Raw genomic sequence first — 17,217 nt, 5'->3', positions numbered from 1 at the left:
TAGATTACTTCTTCTGGCACTTATCAGTTGATTTAATACGTATTCTGCCAGTCTGACTTACTGATAAGGCCAACCCCTCGAGGTTGGCCTTATTGCTGTTGGGGCAATATATAAAAGTACCATTTTGAAAACCATTCAAAGAACCATCAGGACGAAACGTAATTGCGCTGCGAGGGTATTTAAGACTGTCAGCTTCATGGATCTCCTCAAAAGTACTTAAGAGTAGTTCATCATCATCTAACGAGGTTGATTTATCTTTGTCGATAAAGAGTGACATTTGGCCATTCCACTCATCTTTTGTACATTGACTGTCTTTTAGTGCACAAAGCGTGACGTAAGTAGTATTTTCAATGGCATATAAACGGCCATAATTTATATTTCGGTGTAGGAGGTTTACGTGGTTATCTAAGCGGTTTTTAGCTAAAAAATCTGGGTAAAACCACATAGATAATTGGCTGATAATACTGACAACAGCCATAGATACCATTAATTCGAGAAGTGTTACTCCCTTACTTTTTGATATTGATAATCTCATCCTTGAAGACCTGAGTTAATAAATGATTAACTCAGTCTAGTAAATGATACAAATATGACAAGATATAATTGTACGTTTTTTAATCGCACTTTTCAGTGGTGTCACCAAGGTAGAAAGCAGTACCAGATACTGATACATTCAGCGCTTTATTGTTTTCATTGTCATTATTAGGGCAGTATACAAAGCCAGCAAAGTTACCGCTGGTGTTTAGGTTTGTTGTAATGCGCCCACTAGTATTAAAGCGAAGGCTACTATCACCAGTAAATTTAACCTTGTCTATACTATTTATCTGCTCCATGGTGCGTAAAATAGTATCTTCTTTCCAGTTATATATTCCGTTATTATTAGTATCTACAAAGAGAGTTATGATTGAATCCTCCCCCCATGAACTTTGACATTTAAAGTATCTATTAATCTCAACTTTACTTATAGGAGCAGGGCATATGATAACAATTTCATCCGTACTTGCAGCTTGAGCACGGGCGTAGCTAATATTTCTTTTTAATTCCAACAAAAAATTCTCAGCTCTATTTTCTTCTAGCATATCGCTGCTATTCCAAATCGCAATTGATGCAATAATGCCAACGATAGCAACGGTTACCATGAGTTCTAAAAGGGTGAACCCGTTTTGTTTGTTTTTCATATTAATCTCATTTACTGCTAGTCATTTAAGTATAGCTATTTTTATATAATAAATTATACCACGATCGGTTGTTTTATCACCGTAATTCAATTGCTTTGTTTGCTATGAACACTATGATTGTCTAAAATCGAGGCAACTGAAGCTTTCAAAAGTAATTAATATGAAAAAAATAGAAGCAATTATCAAACCTTTTAAGTTAGACGATGTGCGTGAAGCGTTGTCAGATGTGGGTATTACGGGGATGACGGTAAGCGAAGTTAAAGGCTTTGGACGTCAAAAAGGTCACACAGAGCTATATCGTGGCGCAGAGTATATGGTCGATTTTTTACCTAAAGTAAAACTTGATATTGTATTGACTGATGAAGATGTAGACCGTGCAATTGAAGTTATTGTAAAAACGGCGCAAACAGGAAAAATCGGTGATGGTAAAATATTTGTCACAGATGTTGAGCGTGTAATACGTATTCGTACTGCAGAGGAAGATGAAGAAGCGATTTAAGCTTGTTTTTCTATGTAGTTAAAAGGCGCTTTAGTAAGCGCCTTTTTTATTTATTTAGTTCTTTTATTTAGTTTTCGTGTTTGCTTTGCGTGCTCACTAAGCTCAGTTAAACCTAATTGGTCGTAACTTTTCTCCATCATTTCAAGCGCGGGATCTAAGTAACTGCTTTGTGAATAATGCTCAACAACAAACTTACCTCTATTAGCAGCAGCTAAATAAGCTTCACGTTCGTAATAGTAAGTTGCTACTTTTAATTCATAACGTGCCATGCGGTTTAAAAGCCACACTAAACGACGCTTAGCTTCAGGCGCGTAATCACTTTTTGGAAAACGTTTTACTAATGTCGATAAATCTGTAAATGCAACACGAGTACGGTTAGCATCACGGTCGGCTCTATCTACACCAAAGTACTCTTGGAACGCATTTTTATCTGCTTTAATATTTACTAAACCACGCATGTAATACATGTAGTCTAAATCTTTATGATTTGGGTTTAAGCGAATAAAGCGGTCAATGGTTGCAAGTGCTTGTTCAGTATTACCTGATTGATAATGTGCATAGACTAAGTCCATTTGTACTTGCTTAGAGAATGGGCCAAATGGGTAGCGAGAGTCTATAGCACTCAAAAGTTCAATTGCACGAGCATATAAACCAGAATCTAGCGTTTCTTTTGCATCTTCATATAAAGCGTGTGCAGACTTATTCGGTACACGTTGAATGTCTTCTTGGTCTGGAGCAGACGAACAAGCGCCTAAACTAAGTACAGAAACTGAAAAAACAATGGCAAATGCACGTTTCCCTATTTTATTTATCATTTTATTTGTTACCTTCGATGTCTTCGGCTAGGCCAAGTCGGTAAAACCGAGTAAACTATGCGTATTATATTATGCTTTTATTAAAAGCGATTCTAACCCAGTCGAGCAAAGCTTGCACTGGTAAATTGGGTAAAGTTACTAATGTCAGAGCAAATTTCTCTTCAAGCCGACGTTCCAACCGAATTAGGTGGTAAACGTCTAGACCAAGTATTAGCACAATTGTTCCCTGATTATTCACGTTCTCGTATAAAAACGTGGATTTTGGATGATAAAATCACTGTAGACGGTGAAATTTTCAACACTCCACGCGAAAAGCTACTAGGTGGTGAAGTTGTAAGTGTTGAAACAACAATTGAAGCACCACGCGAATACGAAGCACAAGATATCAAATTAAACATTGTTTATGAAGACGATGATATTTTGGTAATTAATAAACCAATGGGCCTAGTGGTTCACCCAGGTGCGGGTAACCCTAATGGAACAGTGTTAAACGCATTGCTACATTACTACCCTGAAATAATTAACGTGCCACGCGCAGGTATTGTGCATCGTTTAGATAAAGACACGACCGGTTTAATGGTTGTAGCTAAAACGATTCCAGCACAAACGCATTTAGTAACAGCGCTGCAAAAGCGTGAAAACTTTACGCGTGAATATGAAGCACTGTGTAATGGTACTATGACTGCAGGTGGTATGGTTGAAAAAGCGATTGGCCGCCATCCGACTCAGCGTACGCATATGGCCGTACATGAACTGGGTAAACCGGCAATTACACATTACCGTGTTGCTGAAAAATTTCGTGCTCATACTCGTTTACGTCTGCGCTTAGAAACAGGCCGTACTCACCAGATTCGTGTGCACATGGCACATTTAAATCATCCGCTAATTGGCGATCAATCTTATGGCGGCCGTCCGCGTCCACCTAAAGGTGCAACACCTGAGTTATTTGAGTTACTTCGTAGCTTTAGACGCCAAGCACTACATGCTGTAAAATTGAGCATTGCGCATCCAATCACGGGTGAAATGATGACATGGCAAGCACCTATCCCAGACGATATGGTTGCTATGACACATGCACTACGTGAAGATACTAAAGCTAATCCTGATATCGATAGATAATGCACTTATTGTCAGCGACATGGCAAAACCTTCATAAAGTAGGAACGTTAAGTACTACTTGTGGAGGTGGTGTTTCAAAAACCCCATTTAAAAGTTTCAATTTGGGGTACCATGTTGGAGATAATCAAGATCATGTATCAAAAAACCGCTCACTATTAACCAAACACTTACCTAAATCTGCCGTGTGGCTAAATCAAGTTCATAGCTCTGAGGTTGTTATTGTTGATGAACATTTTGACTCTAATAAGTTACACAATGCTGATGCGCTTTATACTCAGTTATTAAATCAGCCTTTGGCTATCATGACCGCCGATTGCTTGCCTATTTTATTAGTGAGTGATGATGAAAAGGAAGTTGCAGCTATACATGGCGGCTGGCGAGGGCTTGAGCAGGGAATTATTAAAAATACTTTAGAATGTTTTAGCTCAAAGTATGAAAATATAAATGCTTGGCTAGGGCCTGCAATTGGGCCAACTCAATTTGAGGTTGGGGGTGAAGTGTTTGAGTTATTTCAAAAAAGGTCTTCTTCATTTATTCAAGCATTTACACCACAAGCTAATGGCAAATATCTTGCTGATATTTATGGCATTGCGCGTACTTTACTTACCCAGCAAGGCGTTAAAAAGATTACAGGCGGCGACTATTGTACAGTCTCTCAAAGTGATTTATTTTTTTCTTATCGACGGGATGGACAAACCGGACGTATGGCAAGTTTGATCTGGCGCAAGTAATTAGCACCTTTAGCTATTATATTTCTCTCTACACCTTGAACAAACACCTAAACATACCCATTAATTAAGCAATTAGATTATTTAATAGGTAACACCATGCGTTTAGATAGATTTACAAGTAAATTTCAATCTGCGCTTTCTGATGCGCAATCGCTAGCCCTTGGCCGCGACCATCAATTTATTGAACCCGTACATTTAATGTATTCACTACTGCAGCAAAGCGGCTCCAGTGTGCGCGCGTTATTTGCCCAAACGGGGGTCAGCGCAGATGAACTTAACACCAAGCTTTCACAAGAAATAGAAAAACTATTTAAAGTAGAAGGTGTAGGTGGCGATGTGCAGCTATCAAATAATATGGCTTCACTTATTAACCTATGTGACAAGTATGCACAAAAACGCAAAGACAAATACATTTCAAGTGAATTATTTGTACTGGCAGCATGCGACGATAAAGGTCCACTTGGCGATATATTCAGATCGTTAAATATTACCTCGACTAAAATTGAAACTGCAATTAAAGCGATTCGCGGCGGTCAAAAAGTTGATGATCCAAACGCCGAAGAAACACGCCAAGCGCTTGAAAAGTTCACGATTGATCTAACTGAGCGAGCAGAGCAAGGTAAGCTTGACCCTGTTATTGGTCGTGATGACGAAATTCGCCGCACGATTCAAGTATTACAGCGCCGTACTAAAAATAACCCTGTATTAATCGGTGAGCCAGGTGTTGGTAAAACAGCAATAGCAGAAGGTTTAGCACAGCGTATTATTAATGGTGAAGTACCTGAAGGATTAAAAAACAAACGTGTTTTATCGCTTGATTTAGGAGCACTAGTTGCGGGCGCTAAATATCGCGGTGAATTTGAAGAGCGTTTAAAATCAGTGTTAAACGAATTGGCTAAAGAAGAAGGCCAAGTCATTTTATTTATTGATGAAATACACACTATTGTGGGTGCAGGCAAAAGTGATGGCGCAATGGATGCGGGTAATATGCTAAAACCTGCTTTAGCACGCGGTGAGTTACACTGTGTTGGCGCAACCACGCTTGATGAATACCGTAAATATATAGAGAAAGACGCAGCACTTGAGCGTCGATTCCAAAAGGTACTCATTGAAGAGCCGTCGGTTGAAGATACCATTGCAATATTGCGTGGCTTAAAAGAGCGATATGAGCTACATCATTCAGTAGAAATTACTGATCCCGCGATAGTTGCTGCGGCGCAGTTATCTCACCGCTACATTAGCGATCGTCAGTTACCAGATAAAGCAATTGATTTAATTGACGAAGCGGGTTCTTCAATTCGATTACAAATTGATTCAAAACCAGAGTCGTTAGATAAGCTTGAGCGTCGTATTATCCAATTAAAATTAGAAGATAATGCACTTGCTAAAGAAAAAGATGAGGCGAGTCAAAAACGTCGCACTGAAATGCAAGAGTTGATCACCGACCTTGATGGGCAATATCGTGAGCTAGACGAAATTTGGAATGCTGAAAAAGCATCGCTTCAAGGTACACAAGTAATTAAAGCCGAGCTTGAACAAGCAAGATTAGATTTAGATGTAGCGCGAAGAGCAAGTGATTTACAGCGTATGTCAGAACTGCAATATGGGCGAATTCCAGAGCTTGAACGAAAACTTGATTTAGCCTCACAAGCCGAAATGCAAGAAATGACTCTGCTTAAGAACCAAGTAGGTGAGGATGAAATTGCTGAAATTTTATCTCGCTGGACAGGTATTCCTGTTGCAAGAATGCTACAAGGTGAGCGTGAAAAGCTGCTGCAAATGGAAGATAAGTTACACAGTAAAGTAATAGGGCAAGATGAAGCGGTCGTTGCTGTTGCTAACGCAATAAGACGCTCACGTGCAGGACTTGCAGATCCTAATCGCCCAATTGGTTCTTTCTTGTTTTTAGGTCCAACAGGTGTGGGTAAAACCGAGCTTACAAAAGCACTGGCTGGTTTTATGTTTGATACCGAAGATGCCATGGTGCGTATCGACATGTCTGAGTTTATGGAAAAGCACTCAGTTGCACGCCTAGTGGGCGCACCTCCAGGTTATGTGGGTTATGAAGAGGGCGGTTATTTAACAGAAGCTGTTCGTCGTAAACCTTACTCAGTCATATTGCTTGATGAAATAGAAAAAGCACACCCAGATGTGTTTAACATTTTACTGCAAGTGTTAGATGATGGCCGATTAACTGACGGACAAGGTAGAACCGTTGATTTTAAAAATACTGTTATTATCATGACATCAAATTTAGGCTCAGATATTATCCAAGAACAAGCGGGTAATAATGACTATACGACCCTTAAAGCTAAAGTAATGGAAGTATTGATTAATGAGTTTAGACCTGAGTTTATTAACCGTATTGACGAGACTGTTGTATTCCACCCGTTAGCAAACGAGCATATAAAAGAAATAGCTGATATTCAGTTAATGAAATTACGTGAGCGTTTAACAGAGATGGGGTATCTGCTTGAAATAAGCGATGCTGCACTTGAGCGAATTGCAGCAAGTGGGTTTGATCCTGTGTACGGTGCACGCCCGCTTAAGCGTGCTATTCAGCAAACGATTGAAAATCCGCTAGCACAAAAGCTACTTAATGGGGACTACATACCAGGTAGCGTGATTGTTATTGATGCAAATGACGACTCTTTGGTATTTACCAAACGCTGATTGTAAATAATTAAACTCTAAAGCCGCTAAAATAGCGGCTTTTTTATGTTTGTTAAACTTTAAAGGTTAGTAATAAATCATTCACTCTACGTGAGCCTTCAACAAGCTCAGCTGCACCTTTTGCCACATTAAAGCTTAAACTTAAGTTGTTATCGCCAAAGTCTTTAATTTGCGAAACATTATTACTAATGTCGTTACTAACCATTTGTTGCTCTTCTGCAGCGGATGATATTTGTATTGCCAAGTGAGATATTTCACTGATTTGGATAAAAATATCCTCTAATTCAACTTGGGTTTTATCGGTTGTCAAAACACAGTTATCGGCTTGTGCTTTAGTGCTTTGCATTACTTTGGACCAGCTAAATAAAGTGTCTTGTATTTCTTTAATAGAACTATGGATTTGTGTCGTAGCATTTTGAGTGCGTGACGAAAGAGTCCTTACCTCATCGGCGACTACAGCAAAGCCTCGACCATGTTCTCCCGCTCTAGCTGCTTCAATCGCTGCATTAAGAGCAAGTAAGTTAGTTTGATCGGCAATTCCTTCTATTTCACTCATTACCTTACCAATTTTATCTGCTTCAGAGGCTAAGCTGGTGGCTGTATTTGCAGCTTGTTCTACTTGAGAAGCTAAGTCAGATACCATTTTACTATTATCAGCAATGTGGTCTTTTATCTCTGAGCAACTTTGATGGGTGTTATTCACTTTATCCGCTGTTTGAGCGGTATTTACTGATATTTCACCAATAGTAGAACTCATTTGAGTCATCGCTGATGCAATTTGTTCTAAACGCTCACCTTGAGAAGAAATCCCTTTTTCGGTGAGTGTTGATTGTTTGTCTAAATCAGTTGCGATGCCATTAAAGTTTAATGTTGAGTCTTTCATACGGCCAAGAACTGTGCGCAATTTTGCACTTAGCATTTGCTCTCTATAATCACTTACACTGTGCGGTGTATGGCCGCTGTAAATATAACGAGAGATTGAATCGGCTTTTGCTTTTTGTTCGCGTAATATTTTAGGGGTAACAATGAGTTCGTCATAATTTAGCACAATAACTAAAGCACAAATAAATAGGCTAATTGCAGCAATGGTGATTGATGCCGCGACAGCAATAAAAATCAGCCAAAATAATAGACTTATAAAAGTAAGGCTTTGTCGTATTGTGGTGTGTTCTCGTAGTTTAAATAATGACTTGTTGGTATTTATTTTGTTGTAAAGTGTTTGTGCACGGTGCTTAAGTTGAGAGCTTGCTTTGGTTCTTACAGATTGATAACCAACAAGTCGGCCATGTTCAAAAATGGGGGTTACAAAGGCATCTACCCAGTAATAGCGGCCATCTTTACAGCGGTTTTTAACCATACCGCGCCACGAGTGTTCTTGTTTTAATGTTGCCCACATTTCTTTAAAGGCTGCTTTTGGCATATCAGGGTGGCGAACAATATTATGATGCTGACCGATAAGCTCTTGTGCGCTATATCCTGCTACAGCACAAAACGCTTGATTGACGTATGTTATTACACCTTTAAGATCAGTAGTGGAAACCAGCTCTTGTGATTCATCAAAGTATACTTCTTCATTTTTTAAGCTTTTATCATTGTGCATTGTATTTATTATCATCCTTTATTGTTGCAGTCATTATATTGCTTACACTCTACAAAGCAAAAAATAGCGTCCTTCCTTCTATGCTCATAAGACAAATAATTGTATTTATTGATCTAGATCAAGTTTAAATACCGGACAGCTAAATTGAACTGATTTTGCATAAGTTCCGGTCTATTACTTTAAGCTGATATTTTACTTATTTGATTTATAATTAAATACGTATTTAAAGCATTTGTATAATGCACATAGCAATGGCAATATTACGACTTAATATAATGATGTTGGTCATATTAAGTGCATGTATAAAGTGGGGAAATAATTATTAAATTTGAAAAGTTATATAGTTCTTAGCAATTTATACCAGTTGTATTAAATAAGTGATCTATTATAGCGCTAAGAAAATAGCACAATAGCAAGGCGAAAATTATGACATGTAGTTGTTCTATATGAGTAATTTTCAACGCAGTGAATGCGCTATTTAATGCGATACAATGATCATATTTTCAATAAAAATTGGTATTAATCTTGAGTCTAAGTAATTAGTCCCCATAACCTTATGATTAAGCCACGTGGCCCGAGGAAAGATTTTTTGACAACACATGATTTAGCTAACGCACTTGAAGCGTTATCAGTAAATGAGCACCAACATGCAGTTAAAGGCATTAAACGTGGCATAGAGCGAGAGTCGCTAAGAATACAAGAGAATGGTGCTATATCACCTAAAGGCCATCCAAAAGGGGTGGGCAGTGCATTAACTAATGGCCATATCACAACTGATTTTTCTGAATCTTTACTTGAATTTATTACTCCAGTTAGTGAGTCGTCAACGCAAACTCTTAAGCAATTAAAAGATCTTCAAAAGTTCACTCTAGAAAAAATGGACGATGAACTGCTTTGGCCTATTAGTATGCCATGCTTTATTGAACACCAAGATGATATTGTTTTAGCTCAATTTGGTAGTTCAAATACTGGTCAAATGAAAACACTATACCGTGAAGGGTTAAAAAATCGTTACGGAAGTATGATGCAAGCAATTGCAGGTGTTCACTTTAATATTTCATTCCCAGATACGCTTTGGCAATCGCTTCATTCGTTACAAAAAAGCAATGCTAGCCTTCAAGATTTTATTTCAGAAGGTTATTTAGCACTTATTCGTAACTTTAAACGCGAACTATGGCTAATAAGTTACATGTTTGGTGCATCGCCAGCATTGTGTAACTCATTTTTACAAGGTCGAAAAACCGATTTACCATTTAAAAAACTAGGTAAAGGTACACTTTACTTAGAAGGTGGTACGGCACTGCGTTTAGGCAATTTAGGTTATACAAATAGCGCTCAGTCGTCACTACGCGTAATGTATAACTCGTTAGATGAATATGTAGCAGGCCTTAAAAAAGCAATCAACACACCATCAGAAATTTATGGTGATCTTGATGACTACAAGAGTGAAAACCCTAAGCAGTTAAATAAAAATATTCTGCAGATTGAAAACGAATTTTACTCGCCAATTCGTCCTAAGCGTAATGCTAAAAGTGGCGAAACGCCAACAGATGCACTGCTTCGAGCAGGCATTGAATACGTAGAAATTCGCGCATTAGACGTTAATCCGTTTAGCGAAGTTGGTATTGATATTGAGCAAATTCACTTTTTAGATGTGTTTTTAACGTATTGTTTATTAAAAGATTCAGCTCCAATGGATTGGAAAGAACAAGCACGCAGTACTGAAAACCTCGACACAGTAGTCAATCAAGGTCGAGAAGAAGGGCTAATGCTTAACTTTAATAACACACAGCGTAGTCTTCAGTCGTGGGGCGATGAAATATTTGCACAGCTCACTGATGTCGCTAAATGGATGGATAATGCTTATGGTGTTAATTATTACTCCGATACTATAAAGCGCATGGCAACGTGGGTGCATAATCCAGAGCTTACTTATTCTGGACGTTACGTGTCGCAATTAAAAGAGTCTGGTTTAGACAACGGTCACTTTGCACTAGCACTGGCTAATAAATACAAACAAAGCCACGCAGACACTGATTACAGTGAGTTTTTAAAGCCTTGGCTGGAACAACAAGTTGTAGAGTCTAACGAAGCACAAACTGCAATTGAGCAAGCAGATACTCAGTCATTTACCGCCTTTTTAGATGCGTATTTTGGCGGTAAATAATCTTAATACTTAGTAAAATTTAAGCAAAAAAAACGCAGCCTAAGTAGGCTGCGTAAATATATATTCAGGGATGAACTAATGCTGTACTGCTGCATTCATTGAGTCAGACCCACACTTTTTAGAAAAGTTCTGTGAGATCTTAGAAAAATGAAAAAAAATGCAATTATTTTATCTCTTGCCATTACTTTAGCTGGTTGTGCTACAGCCCCTCCAAAACAACCTAACGATCTATGTAAAATCTTTGAAGAAAAACCTGATTGGTATTTTGACGCAAAAGATGCGCAAGAAAAATGGGGTTCTCCTAAGCATGTACTCATGAGTATGATGTACCAGGAAAGCTCATTTAAGCATGATGCCGCTCCGCCTATGGAGTACTTCTTATGGATAATTCCAACCGGTCGCGCAAGTGATGCTTATGGTTACTCACAGGCTAAAACACCAACATGGTCAGATTATATTCGTGAAACAGGCAACAATGGTGCTGATAGAGACGACTTTGACGATGCAATCGACTTTATGGCGTGGTTTGTTTATAAAACGCATAAAGTAAATAAAATCTCTAAATGGGATGCTTACGCACAATACCTTAATTATCATGAAGGTTGGGGTGGCTATAAGCGTGGCACATATAAAAAGAAAAAGTGGTTAATGGGTGTAGCAAATAAAGTTAAACACAGAGCGAGCCGTTATGGCGCGCAATTAAAGCGCTGTGAAGACGAGCTTGATAAAGGTTGGTTTGAACGTCTTATATTTGGCTAGAGAGTTATTAATGGATATAAAAAAGGAGCCAATCGGCTCCTTTTATACTTAGCGAGAACGCTTATTAGGCTGAATCTTCACCTGTTTTATCATATTCTCTTTTACTTCAAGTACTTCAATAGGGTAGCCCGCAATACGTAGACTAATATTTGCATCGGGAATATCTTCTAAGTATTCAACAATTAAACCACTCAAAGTTTTTGGGCCGTCTAGTGGGAAATCCCAACCCATCTCTTTATTTAAATCGCGTACGTTAGCGCCGCCATCTACAATACAAGAGCCATCAGTTTGTGTTTCTACTTCTTCGCTTGGCGTACGAGTTTGTGTAGTTGTAAAATCGCCAACAACTTCTTCTAAAATATCTTCAAGCGTTACTAAACCTTGAATATCGCCATACTCGTCTACTACTAAGCCAATACGCTCTTTAGACTGCTGAAACTTTAACAGCTGAGTGTTAAGTGATGTTCCCTCTGGGATAAAGTAAATTTCGCGTACAGCACGCAGCAAAGATGGTTTATCAAATTGCTCTTTTGTAAGTAGGCGAAGTGCATCTCGAGAGTGAATAAAGCCTACTGCGTCATCTATATTGTCGCGATACAATAACACGCGAGTATGTTGTGCATGGGTAAGCTGGCGACTAATTAGTTTCCAATCATCATTAATATCAATAGCCACAATTTCGTTGCGTGGGATCATGATATCTTCAACGGTTACTTGCTCTAAATCTAAAATTGAGGTCAGCATACTTTGATGGCGAGCAGGGATAAGTGCGCCTGACTCATTGAGCACTGTTTTTAATTCTTCTTTGCTCATGCTGTGCTCGTCGATTTGAGCGGCACTAATACCAAATAATCGCAATATCCCGTTGGTCATCCAGTTAACGATAACAACAAAAGGAAAAAGAATTTTTAGTAACCCTTTAAGTATTATTGAGCTTGGAAAAGCAACTTTTTCAGGATAGAGGGCAGCAAGAGTTTTAGGTGTTACTTCGGCAAATATAAGCACGACTAAAGTTAACACACCCGTAGCGATAGCAATACCAAGGTCACCGTAAAGGCGAATACCTATAATGGTAGCAACTTGAGCTGCAGCTATATTGACAAGATTATTGCCAATTAAGATTAAACCGATGAGCCTATCTGGACGGCTAAGTAATTTACTGACTCGTTTAGCTGCACGATGATCCTCTTTAGCGAGGTGTCGCAGGCGTATACGATTGATTGACATAATTCCGGTTTCTGAACCAGAAAAATAAGCAGAAAAAAGCACCAAAAAACCTAAAATGATAAATAGGGTACTTGTCGATATGTCGTCCAACGATGGATCCTTTTCTTATAAATCAATGCGTATTAAGCTAGAGTGAGCAAGCAGAGTCAAGTTAAAACTTATTTAGTATTACTTCTTGTATGAAACGGCTGCCAAAATATGCGAGTGTGAGGACAAATGCAGCGACCATGATCGTAATAACCACAGGTTTACCGCGCCAACCCTTTTTCATATGCCCGATGGCTACAATGGCAAAAATAGCCCACGCAACTAACGACAATATCGTTTTATGAATGAACTCTTTAGCAAACATCCCATCAAGAAATACAAACCCCGAGAGTAATGCGAACGTGAGTAATATGGTGCCTAAATTAAGGAGTTGGTAAAGCTGGCGCTCAACAACCATCAAAGGCGGAAGGTGACTATGCACAATTGCTAAATCTTTACGTTTTAAACGTTTATCAATAAAGTAGAACTGTACACCATATAAAGTAGCAATAATTAAAATACAGTAGGCCAATAGGGATAAGGAAATGTGTGTTACTAAGCCAACCTCAATATTAATGCTTTGCAGTAAAATATGATGAGGAATAAATAAACTGGCAATTGTAAGTAAAGCACCAAAACCATAAACAACGGGCAATAGTAAAGTGGCGGGGAACTTTAGCGACACAGCTGTTACTGAAACTACAATAACCCAGCATGTTAAAAGGGAGACGTTTACAATACTTAGGTCTTGACCGTCGGATCTAAAAACAGAGTTAACTAACAGCAGCATATGCGCCACTATAGCAACCGTGCTCAATATGACGGTTACCTTTTGGCTAGGGCCTTGTTGATGAAACAGGCGTGAGAGCACGTGAGACGTTGCTAACACATAAAATAAACTGGCAATAATAGTTAAACTAATAATCAGCATTGTGCTTGGGCCACTTAATTTGAGACAAAATAATCCTTGTTGTTATATAGCCATTGTATTTTATAGCAAAGCAAATGCATAGACCTTAAAAAAAGAAACTCAACAAGGTGCACTTGAACACTGTATTGTAAGACGCCATATACGGTATACTACTTTTAATTGAAACTTAATAAGTCAATCCTGGTTAATTGAAAATCAAACTAACCGTAAAATTTTAATGGATTGATATAAACGTCTTATCGGAACCGTTACATGTTTGAGAACCTCCAAGAACGATTAGGTAAAACCTTAAAAAATATCAGTGGCCGTGGCCGTCTGACTGAAGACAACATAAAAGACACACTTCGCGAAGTGCGTATGGCATTTTTAGAAGCCGATGTGGCACTGCCTGTTGTTCGCGAGTTTGTAAAACAAGTTAAAGAACGTGCAGTTGGGGTTGAAGTTACAAAAAGCTTAAGCCCTGGCCAAGTATTTATAAAAATAGTGCGTGAAGAACTAGAAAAAGCAATGGGTGAGGCCAATGAAGAGCTAAGCCTAAATGCACAACCGCCAGCCGTTGTTATGGTAGCGGGTCTGCAAGGTGCGGGTAAAACCACCAGTGTAGCTAAGCTTGCTAAGTTTTTAAAAGAACGCAAAAAGAAATCAGTGCTTGTAGTAAGTGCCGATGTTTATCGCCCTGCTGCGATTAAACAGCTAGAAACGCTTGCTACAGAAGTTGACGTTGATTTCTTTCCAAGTGATATTTCGCAAAAGCCAGTGGATATTGCAAACGCTGCAATTTCTCATGCTAAAAAGAAATTTATAGATGTAGTACTTGTTGATACCGCAGGTCGTTTACATGTTGACAGCAACATGATGGACGAGATTAAAGATCTTCACAAAGCAATCAACCCAATTGAAACTTTATTCGTTGTTGATGCAATGACGGGTCAAGATGCGGCAAATACAGCTAAAGCATTTGATGAAGCCCTGCCACTAACCGGTGTAATATTAACAAAAACCGATGGTGATGCACGTGGTGGTGCTGCTTTATCTATTCGTCATATCACAGGCAAACCAATTAAATTTATGGGTGTGGGTGAGCGTACTGACGCACTCGAGCCTTTTCATCCAGACCGTATAGCGTCGCGTATTTTAGGTATGGGTGATGTACTTTCATTAATCGAAGAAGTCGAAATGAAAGTAGATAAAGAGCAAGCTGCCAAAGTTGCTGAAAAAGTATTTAAAGGTGCCGGTTTTACCCTTGACGACTTTGCTGATCAATTAAAGCAAATGAAAAACATGGGTGGCATGATGTCGATGCTTGATAAGCTCCCTGGTATGTCTAACTTACCAGATGCTGTTAAAGGCCAAATGGGTGACAAAACATTTATCCAAATGGAAGCTATTATTAGCTCAATGACTAAAAAAGAGCGCGCACGTCCAGAAATCATCAAAGGTTCACGTAAAAAACGCATAGCAGCTGGCTCTGGTACACAAGTACAAGAGATTAATAAGTTGCTTAAGCAGTTTACGCAAATGCAAAAAATGATGAAAAAGATGAAAGGTAAAGGCGGCATGACTAAAATGATGCGCGGTATGAAAGGCATGTTACCACCTGGGATGATGGGTGGCGGTGGTCCTAAGTTTTAAAAAATACTTTTGAGTTATTTTTTAAAATAATAGCGAATCATATTTAAAGGAGCAAATAGCTCCTTTTTTGTTGAATAAATTATGCATGTAATACACCTTTAACCCTATTTTGTCGTTGAGATCACGGTTTAACCTACTAAACTGTCTTTTTGCTTCACTTCTTACTTGCGTTATTGCCAAAAACTCGTACAATTCCCCAGCTCCCCATTCTGGGGAGTAAATCTTATTAATGAAAACAGTCAATCTTTATAGAGGACGGTATGGTAACTATTCGTTTGCAACGTGGTGGCGCTAAAAAACGCCCTTTCTATCAAATTGTGGTTGCGGATAGCCGTTTCTCGCGTGACGGTCGCTTCATCGAGAAAGTAGGCTTTTTTAACCCAATTGCTTCAGGTCAAGAAGAAAAAATTCGTTTAGATTTACCACGTGTTGAACACTGGGTAGGTCAGGGCGCATCTCTTTCAGATCGCGTAGCTAAGTTAGTAAAAGACGCTCGTAAAGCGGCTTAATAGGCGTAAGTGTAACCATGAGTCAAGAGAACACCTCATCAATAATTGTCGTAGGAAAGCTCGGTGCCCCATATGGTATAAAGGGCTGGCTTAAGGTACATTCATTTACTGATGATCCCGTAGGGATCTTCGATTTCAGCCCGTGGTTGATAGGGCAGCAAGGTAAATGGCAGTCCTTAGAAGTGGTCGACTGGCGTCGCCACAACAAAGGCTTTATCGCTAAATTTGCGCAGATAAACGACCGAGACGAAGCAATGGCTTATACCCATGCTGAAATCTCAATGGATGCAGCGCATTTACCAGAACTTCCGCAAGGTGAGTTCTATTGGCGAGATCTCATTGGCATGTCTGTTGTAACCGATAAAGGTTATAGCTTAGGCATTGTTGATGACCTTATGGAGACAGGGTCAAATGACGTACTAGTTGTGAAAGCAAATAGTAAAGACGCATTTGGTCAAGCTGAACGTTTGATTCCTTTTTTAACTGATTCAGTTATTAAAGAAGTTAAATACGACGCAAGAGAAATTACCGTAGATTGGGATCCAGGGTTTTAATGACGCAAACTAGTTCATTATGGGTAGGGGTGATAAGCCTTTTTCCAGACATGTTTGACGCTATTACAGACCAAGGTGTTACCGGTCGCGCAGTAAAAAATGGTTTAATTGATTTTAACTGTTGGAATCCGCGAGACTACGCTTTAGATAAGCATAGAACCGTAGATGACCGTCCTTACGGGGGCGGACCAGGTATGTTAATGATGGTTGAGCCATTAAAAAAAGCGATTGCCGAAGCTAAAAAAGCAGCTGGTGATGGCGCTAAAGTAATTTATATGTCCCCGCAAGGGCGCAAACTTGATCAGCAGGGCGCTAGCGAACTCGCTAACTCTAATAAACTGATTTTGATTGCCGGTCGCTATGAAGGTATAGATGAGAGAATAATAGAATCATATGTTGACGAAGAATGGTCAATTGGTGATTTTATTTTGAGTGGTGGTGAACTACCTGCCATGACATTAATTGACGCAGTAGCGCGATTAGTGCCAGGTGTGTTAGGTCACAACCAGTCAGCAGAACAAGATTCGTTTTCGGATGGCTTGTTAGATTGTCCACACTATACACGACCAGAAACATTGGACGACAAACAGGTTCCTGCTGTATTACTCAGCGGAAACCACCAAGAGATAGCAAAGTGGCGGCTTAAGCAGTCATTAGGTAGAACTTGGTTACGACGTCCTGACTTGTTGCATAACCTAGCTCTGACTGAGGAGCAAGCGGTATTACTCGCAGAATTTCAGCAAGAGTACCAAAAAGCTTGTGGCTAGAAGACAGTTACACCTAGGAAAGTGAGAAA

The 17,217-nt window shown here is 39.2% G+C and carries 16 protein-coding genes; 10 read left to right on the top strand and 6 right to left on the bottom strand.

The window, feature by feature from the left end; genetic code table 11:
- Positions 1-4: 4 nt before the first annotated feature.
- Both GQR47_RS05330 and GQR47_RS05325 read right to left on the bottom strand, forming a co-directional pair.
- Positions 5-535: a GspH/FimT family pseudopilin gene (locus GQR47_RS05330; RefSeq protein ID WP_024596577.1), complete on the bottom strand. Its 531-nt coding sequence runs from the start codon at positions 533-535 to the stop codon at positions 5-7.
- Positions 536-614: 79 nt separating this feature from the next.
- A complete protein-coding gene (locus tag GQR47_RS05325; RefSeq protein ID WP_165723617.1) occupies positions 615-1,178 on the bottom strand; it encodes a GspH/FimT family pseudopilin in 564 nt (187 codons plus the stop codon).
- A gap of 160 nt (positions 1,179-1,338) precedes the next feature.
- Between GQR47_RS05325 and glnB the strand changes: the two genes are divergently transcribed.
- A complete protein-coding gene (glnB, locus tag GQR47_RS05320; protein ID WP_002962211.1) occupies positions 1,339-1,677 on the top strand; it encodes a nitrogen regulatory protein P-II in 339 nt (112 codons plus the stop codon).
- Between the two features lie 50 nt (positions 1,678-1,727).
- On the opposite strand, the gene GQR47_RS05315 is transcribed toward glnB, so the two are convergent.
- Positions 1,728-2,492: an outer membrane protein assembly factor BamD gene (locus GQR47_RS05315; protein ID WP_002962210.1), complete on the bottom strand. Its 765-nt coding sequence runs from the start codon at positions 2,490-2,492 to the stop codon at positions 1,728-1,730.
- Positions 2,493-2,633: 141 nt separating this feature from the next.
- Here GQR47_RS05315 and rluD point away from each other — a divergent pair, with 141 nt between their 5' ends.
- The 3 genes from rluD to clpB all read left to right on the top strand — a co-directional run bounded on the left by rluD (position 2,634) and on the right by clpB (position 7,015).
- Positions 2,634-3,611, top strand: coding sequence for a 23S rRNA pseudouridine(1911/1915/1917) synthase RluD (gene rluD / locus GQR47_RS05310; RefSeq protein WP_002962209.1), 978 nt, complete (start codon positions 2,634-2,636; stop codon positions 3,609-3,611).
- The gene (gene pgeF / locus GQR47_RS05305) at positions 3,611-4,342 is read left to right on the top strand and encodes a peptidoglycan editing factor PgeF (protein WP_165723616.1); all 732 of its coding nucleotides are present in this window, start codon (positions 3,611-3,613) and stop codon (positions 4,340-4,342) included. Before rluD ends, pgeF begins: the two co-directional genes overlap by 1 nt.
- A gap of 96 nt (positions 4,343-4,438) precedes the next feature.
- The gene (gene clpB, locus GQR47_RS05300) at positions 4,439-7,015 is read left to right on the top strand and encodes an ATP-dependent chaperone ClpB (RefSeq protein WP_165723615.1); all 2,577 of its coding nucleotides are present in this window, start codon (positions 4,439-4,441) and stop codon (positions 7,013-7,015) included.
- 52 nt (positions 7,016-7,067) lie between these two features.
- Here the strand turns inward: clpB and GQR47_RS05295 are convergent, their stop codons facing one another.
- Positions 7,068-8,615 carry a methyl-accepting chemotaxis protein gene (locus GQR47_RS05295; RefSeq protein WP_165723614.1) on the bottom strand — a complete coding sequence of 516 codons (1,548 nt, stop codon included), beginning with the start codon at positions 8,613-8,615 and terminating at the stop codon, positions 7,068-7,070.
- Positions 8,616-9,204: 589 nt separating this feature from the next.
- Between GQR47_RS05295 and gshA the strand changes: the two genes are divergently transcribed.
- Both gshA and GQR47_RS05285 read left to right on the top strand, forming a co-directional pair.
- Positions 9,205-10,782 (top strand): glutamate--cysteine ligase, encoded by a 1,578-nt coding sequence (gene gshA / locus GQR47_RS05290; protein WP_165723613.1) that lies wholly within the window; start codon positions 9,205-9,207, stop codon positions 10,780-10,782.
- A 147-nt stretch (positions 10,783-10,929) separates the two neighbouring features.
- Positions 10,930-11,541 carry a transglycosylase SLT domain-containing protein gene (locus tag GQR47_RS05285; RefSeq protein ID WP_002962200.1) on the top strand — a complete coding sequence of 204 codons (612 nt, stop codon included), beginning with the start codon at positions 10,930-10,932 and terminating at the stop codon, positions 11,539-11,541.
- 48 nt (positions 11,542-11,589) lie between these two features.
- Here the strand turns inward: GQR47_RS05285 and GQR47_RS05280 are convergent, their stop codons facing one another.
- Positions 11,590-12,858 carry a CNNM domain-containing protein gene (locus tag GQR47_RS05280; RefSeq protein WP_002962198.1) on the bottom strand — a complete coding sequence of 423 codons (1,269 nt, stop codon included), beginning with the start codon at positions 12,856-12,858 and terminating at the stop codon, positions 11,590-11,592.
- Between the two features lie 61 nt (positions 12,859-12,919).
- On the bottom strand, positions 12,920-13,726 hold the full coding sequence (gene ccsA / locus GQR47_RS05275; protein ID WP_002962197.1) for a cytochrome c biogenesis protein CcsA: 807 nt from the start codon (positions 13,724-13,726) through the stop codon (positions 12,920-12,922).
- Positions 13,727-13,978: 252 nt separating this feature from the next.
- Between ccsA and ffh the strand changes: the two genes are divergently transcribed.
- The 4 genes from ffh (at position 13,979) to trmD (ending at position 17,188) form a co-directional block, all read left to right on the top strand.
- Positions 13,979-15,358 carry a signal recognition particle protein gene (gene ffh / locus GQR47_RS05270; protein ID WP_002962194.1) on the top strand — a complete coding sequence of 460 codons (1,380 nt, stop codon included), beginning with the start codon at positions 13,979-13,981 and terminating at the stop codon, positions 15,356-15,358.
- A 260-nt stretch (positions 15,359-15,618) separates the two neighbouring features.
- Positions 15,619-15,867 (top strand): 30S ribosomal protein S16, encoded by a 249-nt coding sequence (rpsP, locus tag GQR47_RS05265; protein ID WP_002962192.1) that lies wholly within the window; start codon positions 15,619-15,621, stop codon positions 15,865-15,867.
- A 17-nt stretch (positions 15,868-15,884) separates the two neighbouring features.
- A complete protein-coding gene (gene rimM, locus GQR47_RS05260; protein ID WP_024596584.1) occupies positions 15,885-16,421 on the top strand; it encodes a ribosome maturation factor RimM in 537 nt (178 codons plus the stop codon).
- Complete coding sequence (gene trmD, locus GQR47_RS05255; RefSeq protein WP_002962190.1) at positions 16,421-17,188, top strand: tRNA (guanosine(37)-N1)-methyltransferase TrmD; 768 nt, start codon at positions 16,421-16,423, stop codon at positions 17,186-17,188. Before rimM ends, trmD begins: the two co-directional genes overlap by 1 nt.
- The last annotated feature ends 29 nt before the right edge of the window (positions 17,189-17,217 follow it).

The sequence above is a fragment of the Pseudoalteromonas sp. Z1A2 genome, assembly GCF_011378755.1.
Classification (GTDB): Bacteria; Pseudomonadota; Gammaproteobacteria; order Enterobacterales; family Alteromonadaceae; genus Pseudoalteromonas; species Pseudoalteromonas distincta.
Note: the sequence above shows the minus strand (reverse complement) of the source record. Positions and strands in the feature narration are given on the sequence as shown.

What these genes read in the sequence shown, in the direction of transcription:
- GQR47_RS05330 (WP_024596577.1), bottom strand. Translation starts at nt 535, where the DNA reads ATGAGATTATCAATATCAAAAAGTAAGGGAGTAACACTTCTCGAATTA.
- GQR47_RS05325 (WP_165723617.1), bottom strand. Translation starts at nt 1,178, where the DNA reads ATGAAAAACAAACAAAACGGGTTCACCCTTTTAGAACTCATGGTAACC.
- glnB (WP_002962211.1), top strand. Translation starts at nt 1,339, where the DNA reads ATGAAAAAAATAGAAGCAATTATCAAACCTTTTAAGTTAGACGATGTG.
- GQR47_RS05315 (WP_002962210.1), bottom strand. Translation starts at nt 2,492, where the DNA reads ATGATAAATAAAATAGGGAAACGTGCATTTGCCATTGTTTTTTCAGTT.
- rluD (WP_002962209.1), top strand. Translation starts at nt 2,634, where the DNA reads ATGTCAGAGCAAATTTCTCTTCAAGCCGACGTTCCAACCGAATTAGGT.
- pgeF (WP_165723616.1), top strand. Translation starts at nt 3,611, where the DNA reads ATGCACTTATTGTCAGCGACATGGCAAAACCTTCATAAAGTAGGAACG.
- clpB (WP_165723615.1), top strand. Translation starts at nt 4,439, where the DNA reads ATGCGTTTAGATAGATTTACAAGTAAATTTCAATCTGCGCTTTCTGAT.
- GQR47_RS05295 (WP_165723614.1), bottom strand. Translation starts at nt 8,615, where the DNA reads ATGCACAATGATAAAAGCTTAAAAAATGAAGAAGTATACTTTGATGAA.
- GQR47_RS05285 (WP_002962200.1), top strand. Translation starts at nt 10,930, where the DNA reads ATGAAAAAAAATGCAATTATTTTATCTCTTGCCATTACTTTAGCTGGT.
- ccsA (WP_002962197.1), bottom strand. Translation starts at nt 13,726, where the DNA reads ATGCTGATTATTAGTTTAACTATTATTGCCAGTTTATTTTATGTGTTA.
- ffh (WP_002962194.1), top strand. Translation starts at nt 13,979, where the DNA reads ATGTTTGAGAACCTCCAAGAACGATTAGGTAAAACCTTAAAAAATATC.
- rpsP (WP_002962192.1), top strand. Translation starts at nt 15,619, where the DNA reads ATGGTAACTATTCGTTTGCAACGTGGTGGCGCTAAAAAACGCCCTTTC.
- rimM (WP_024596584.1), top strand. Translation starts at nt 15,885, where the DNA reads ATGAGTCAAGAGAACACCTCATCAATAATTGTCGTAGGAAAGCTCGGT.
- trmD (WP_002962190.1), top strand. Translation starts at nt 16,421, where the DNA reads ATGACGCAAACTAGTTCATTATGGGTAGGGGTGATAAGCCTTTTTCCA.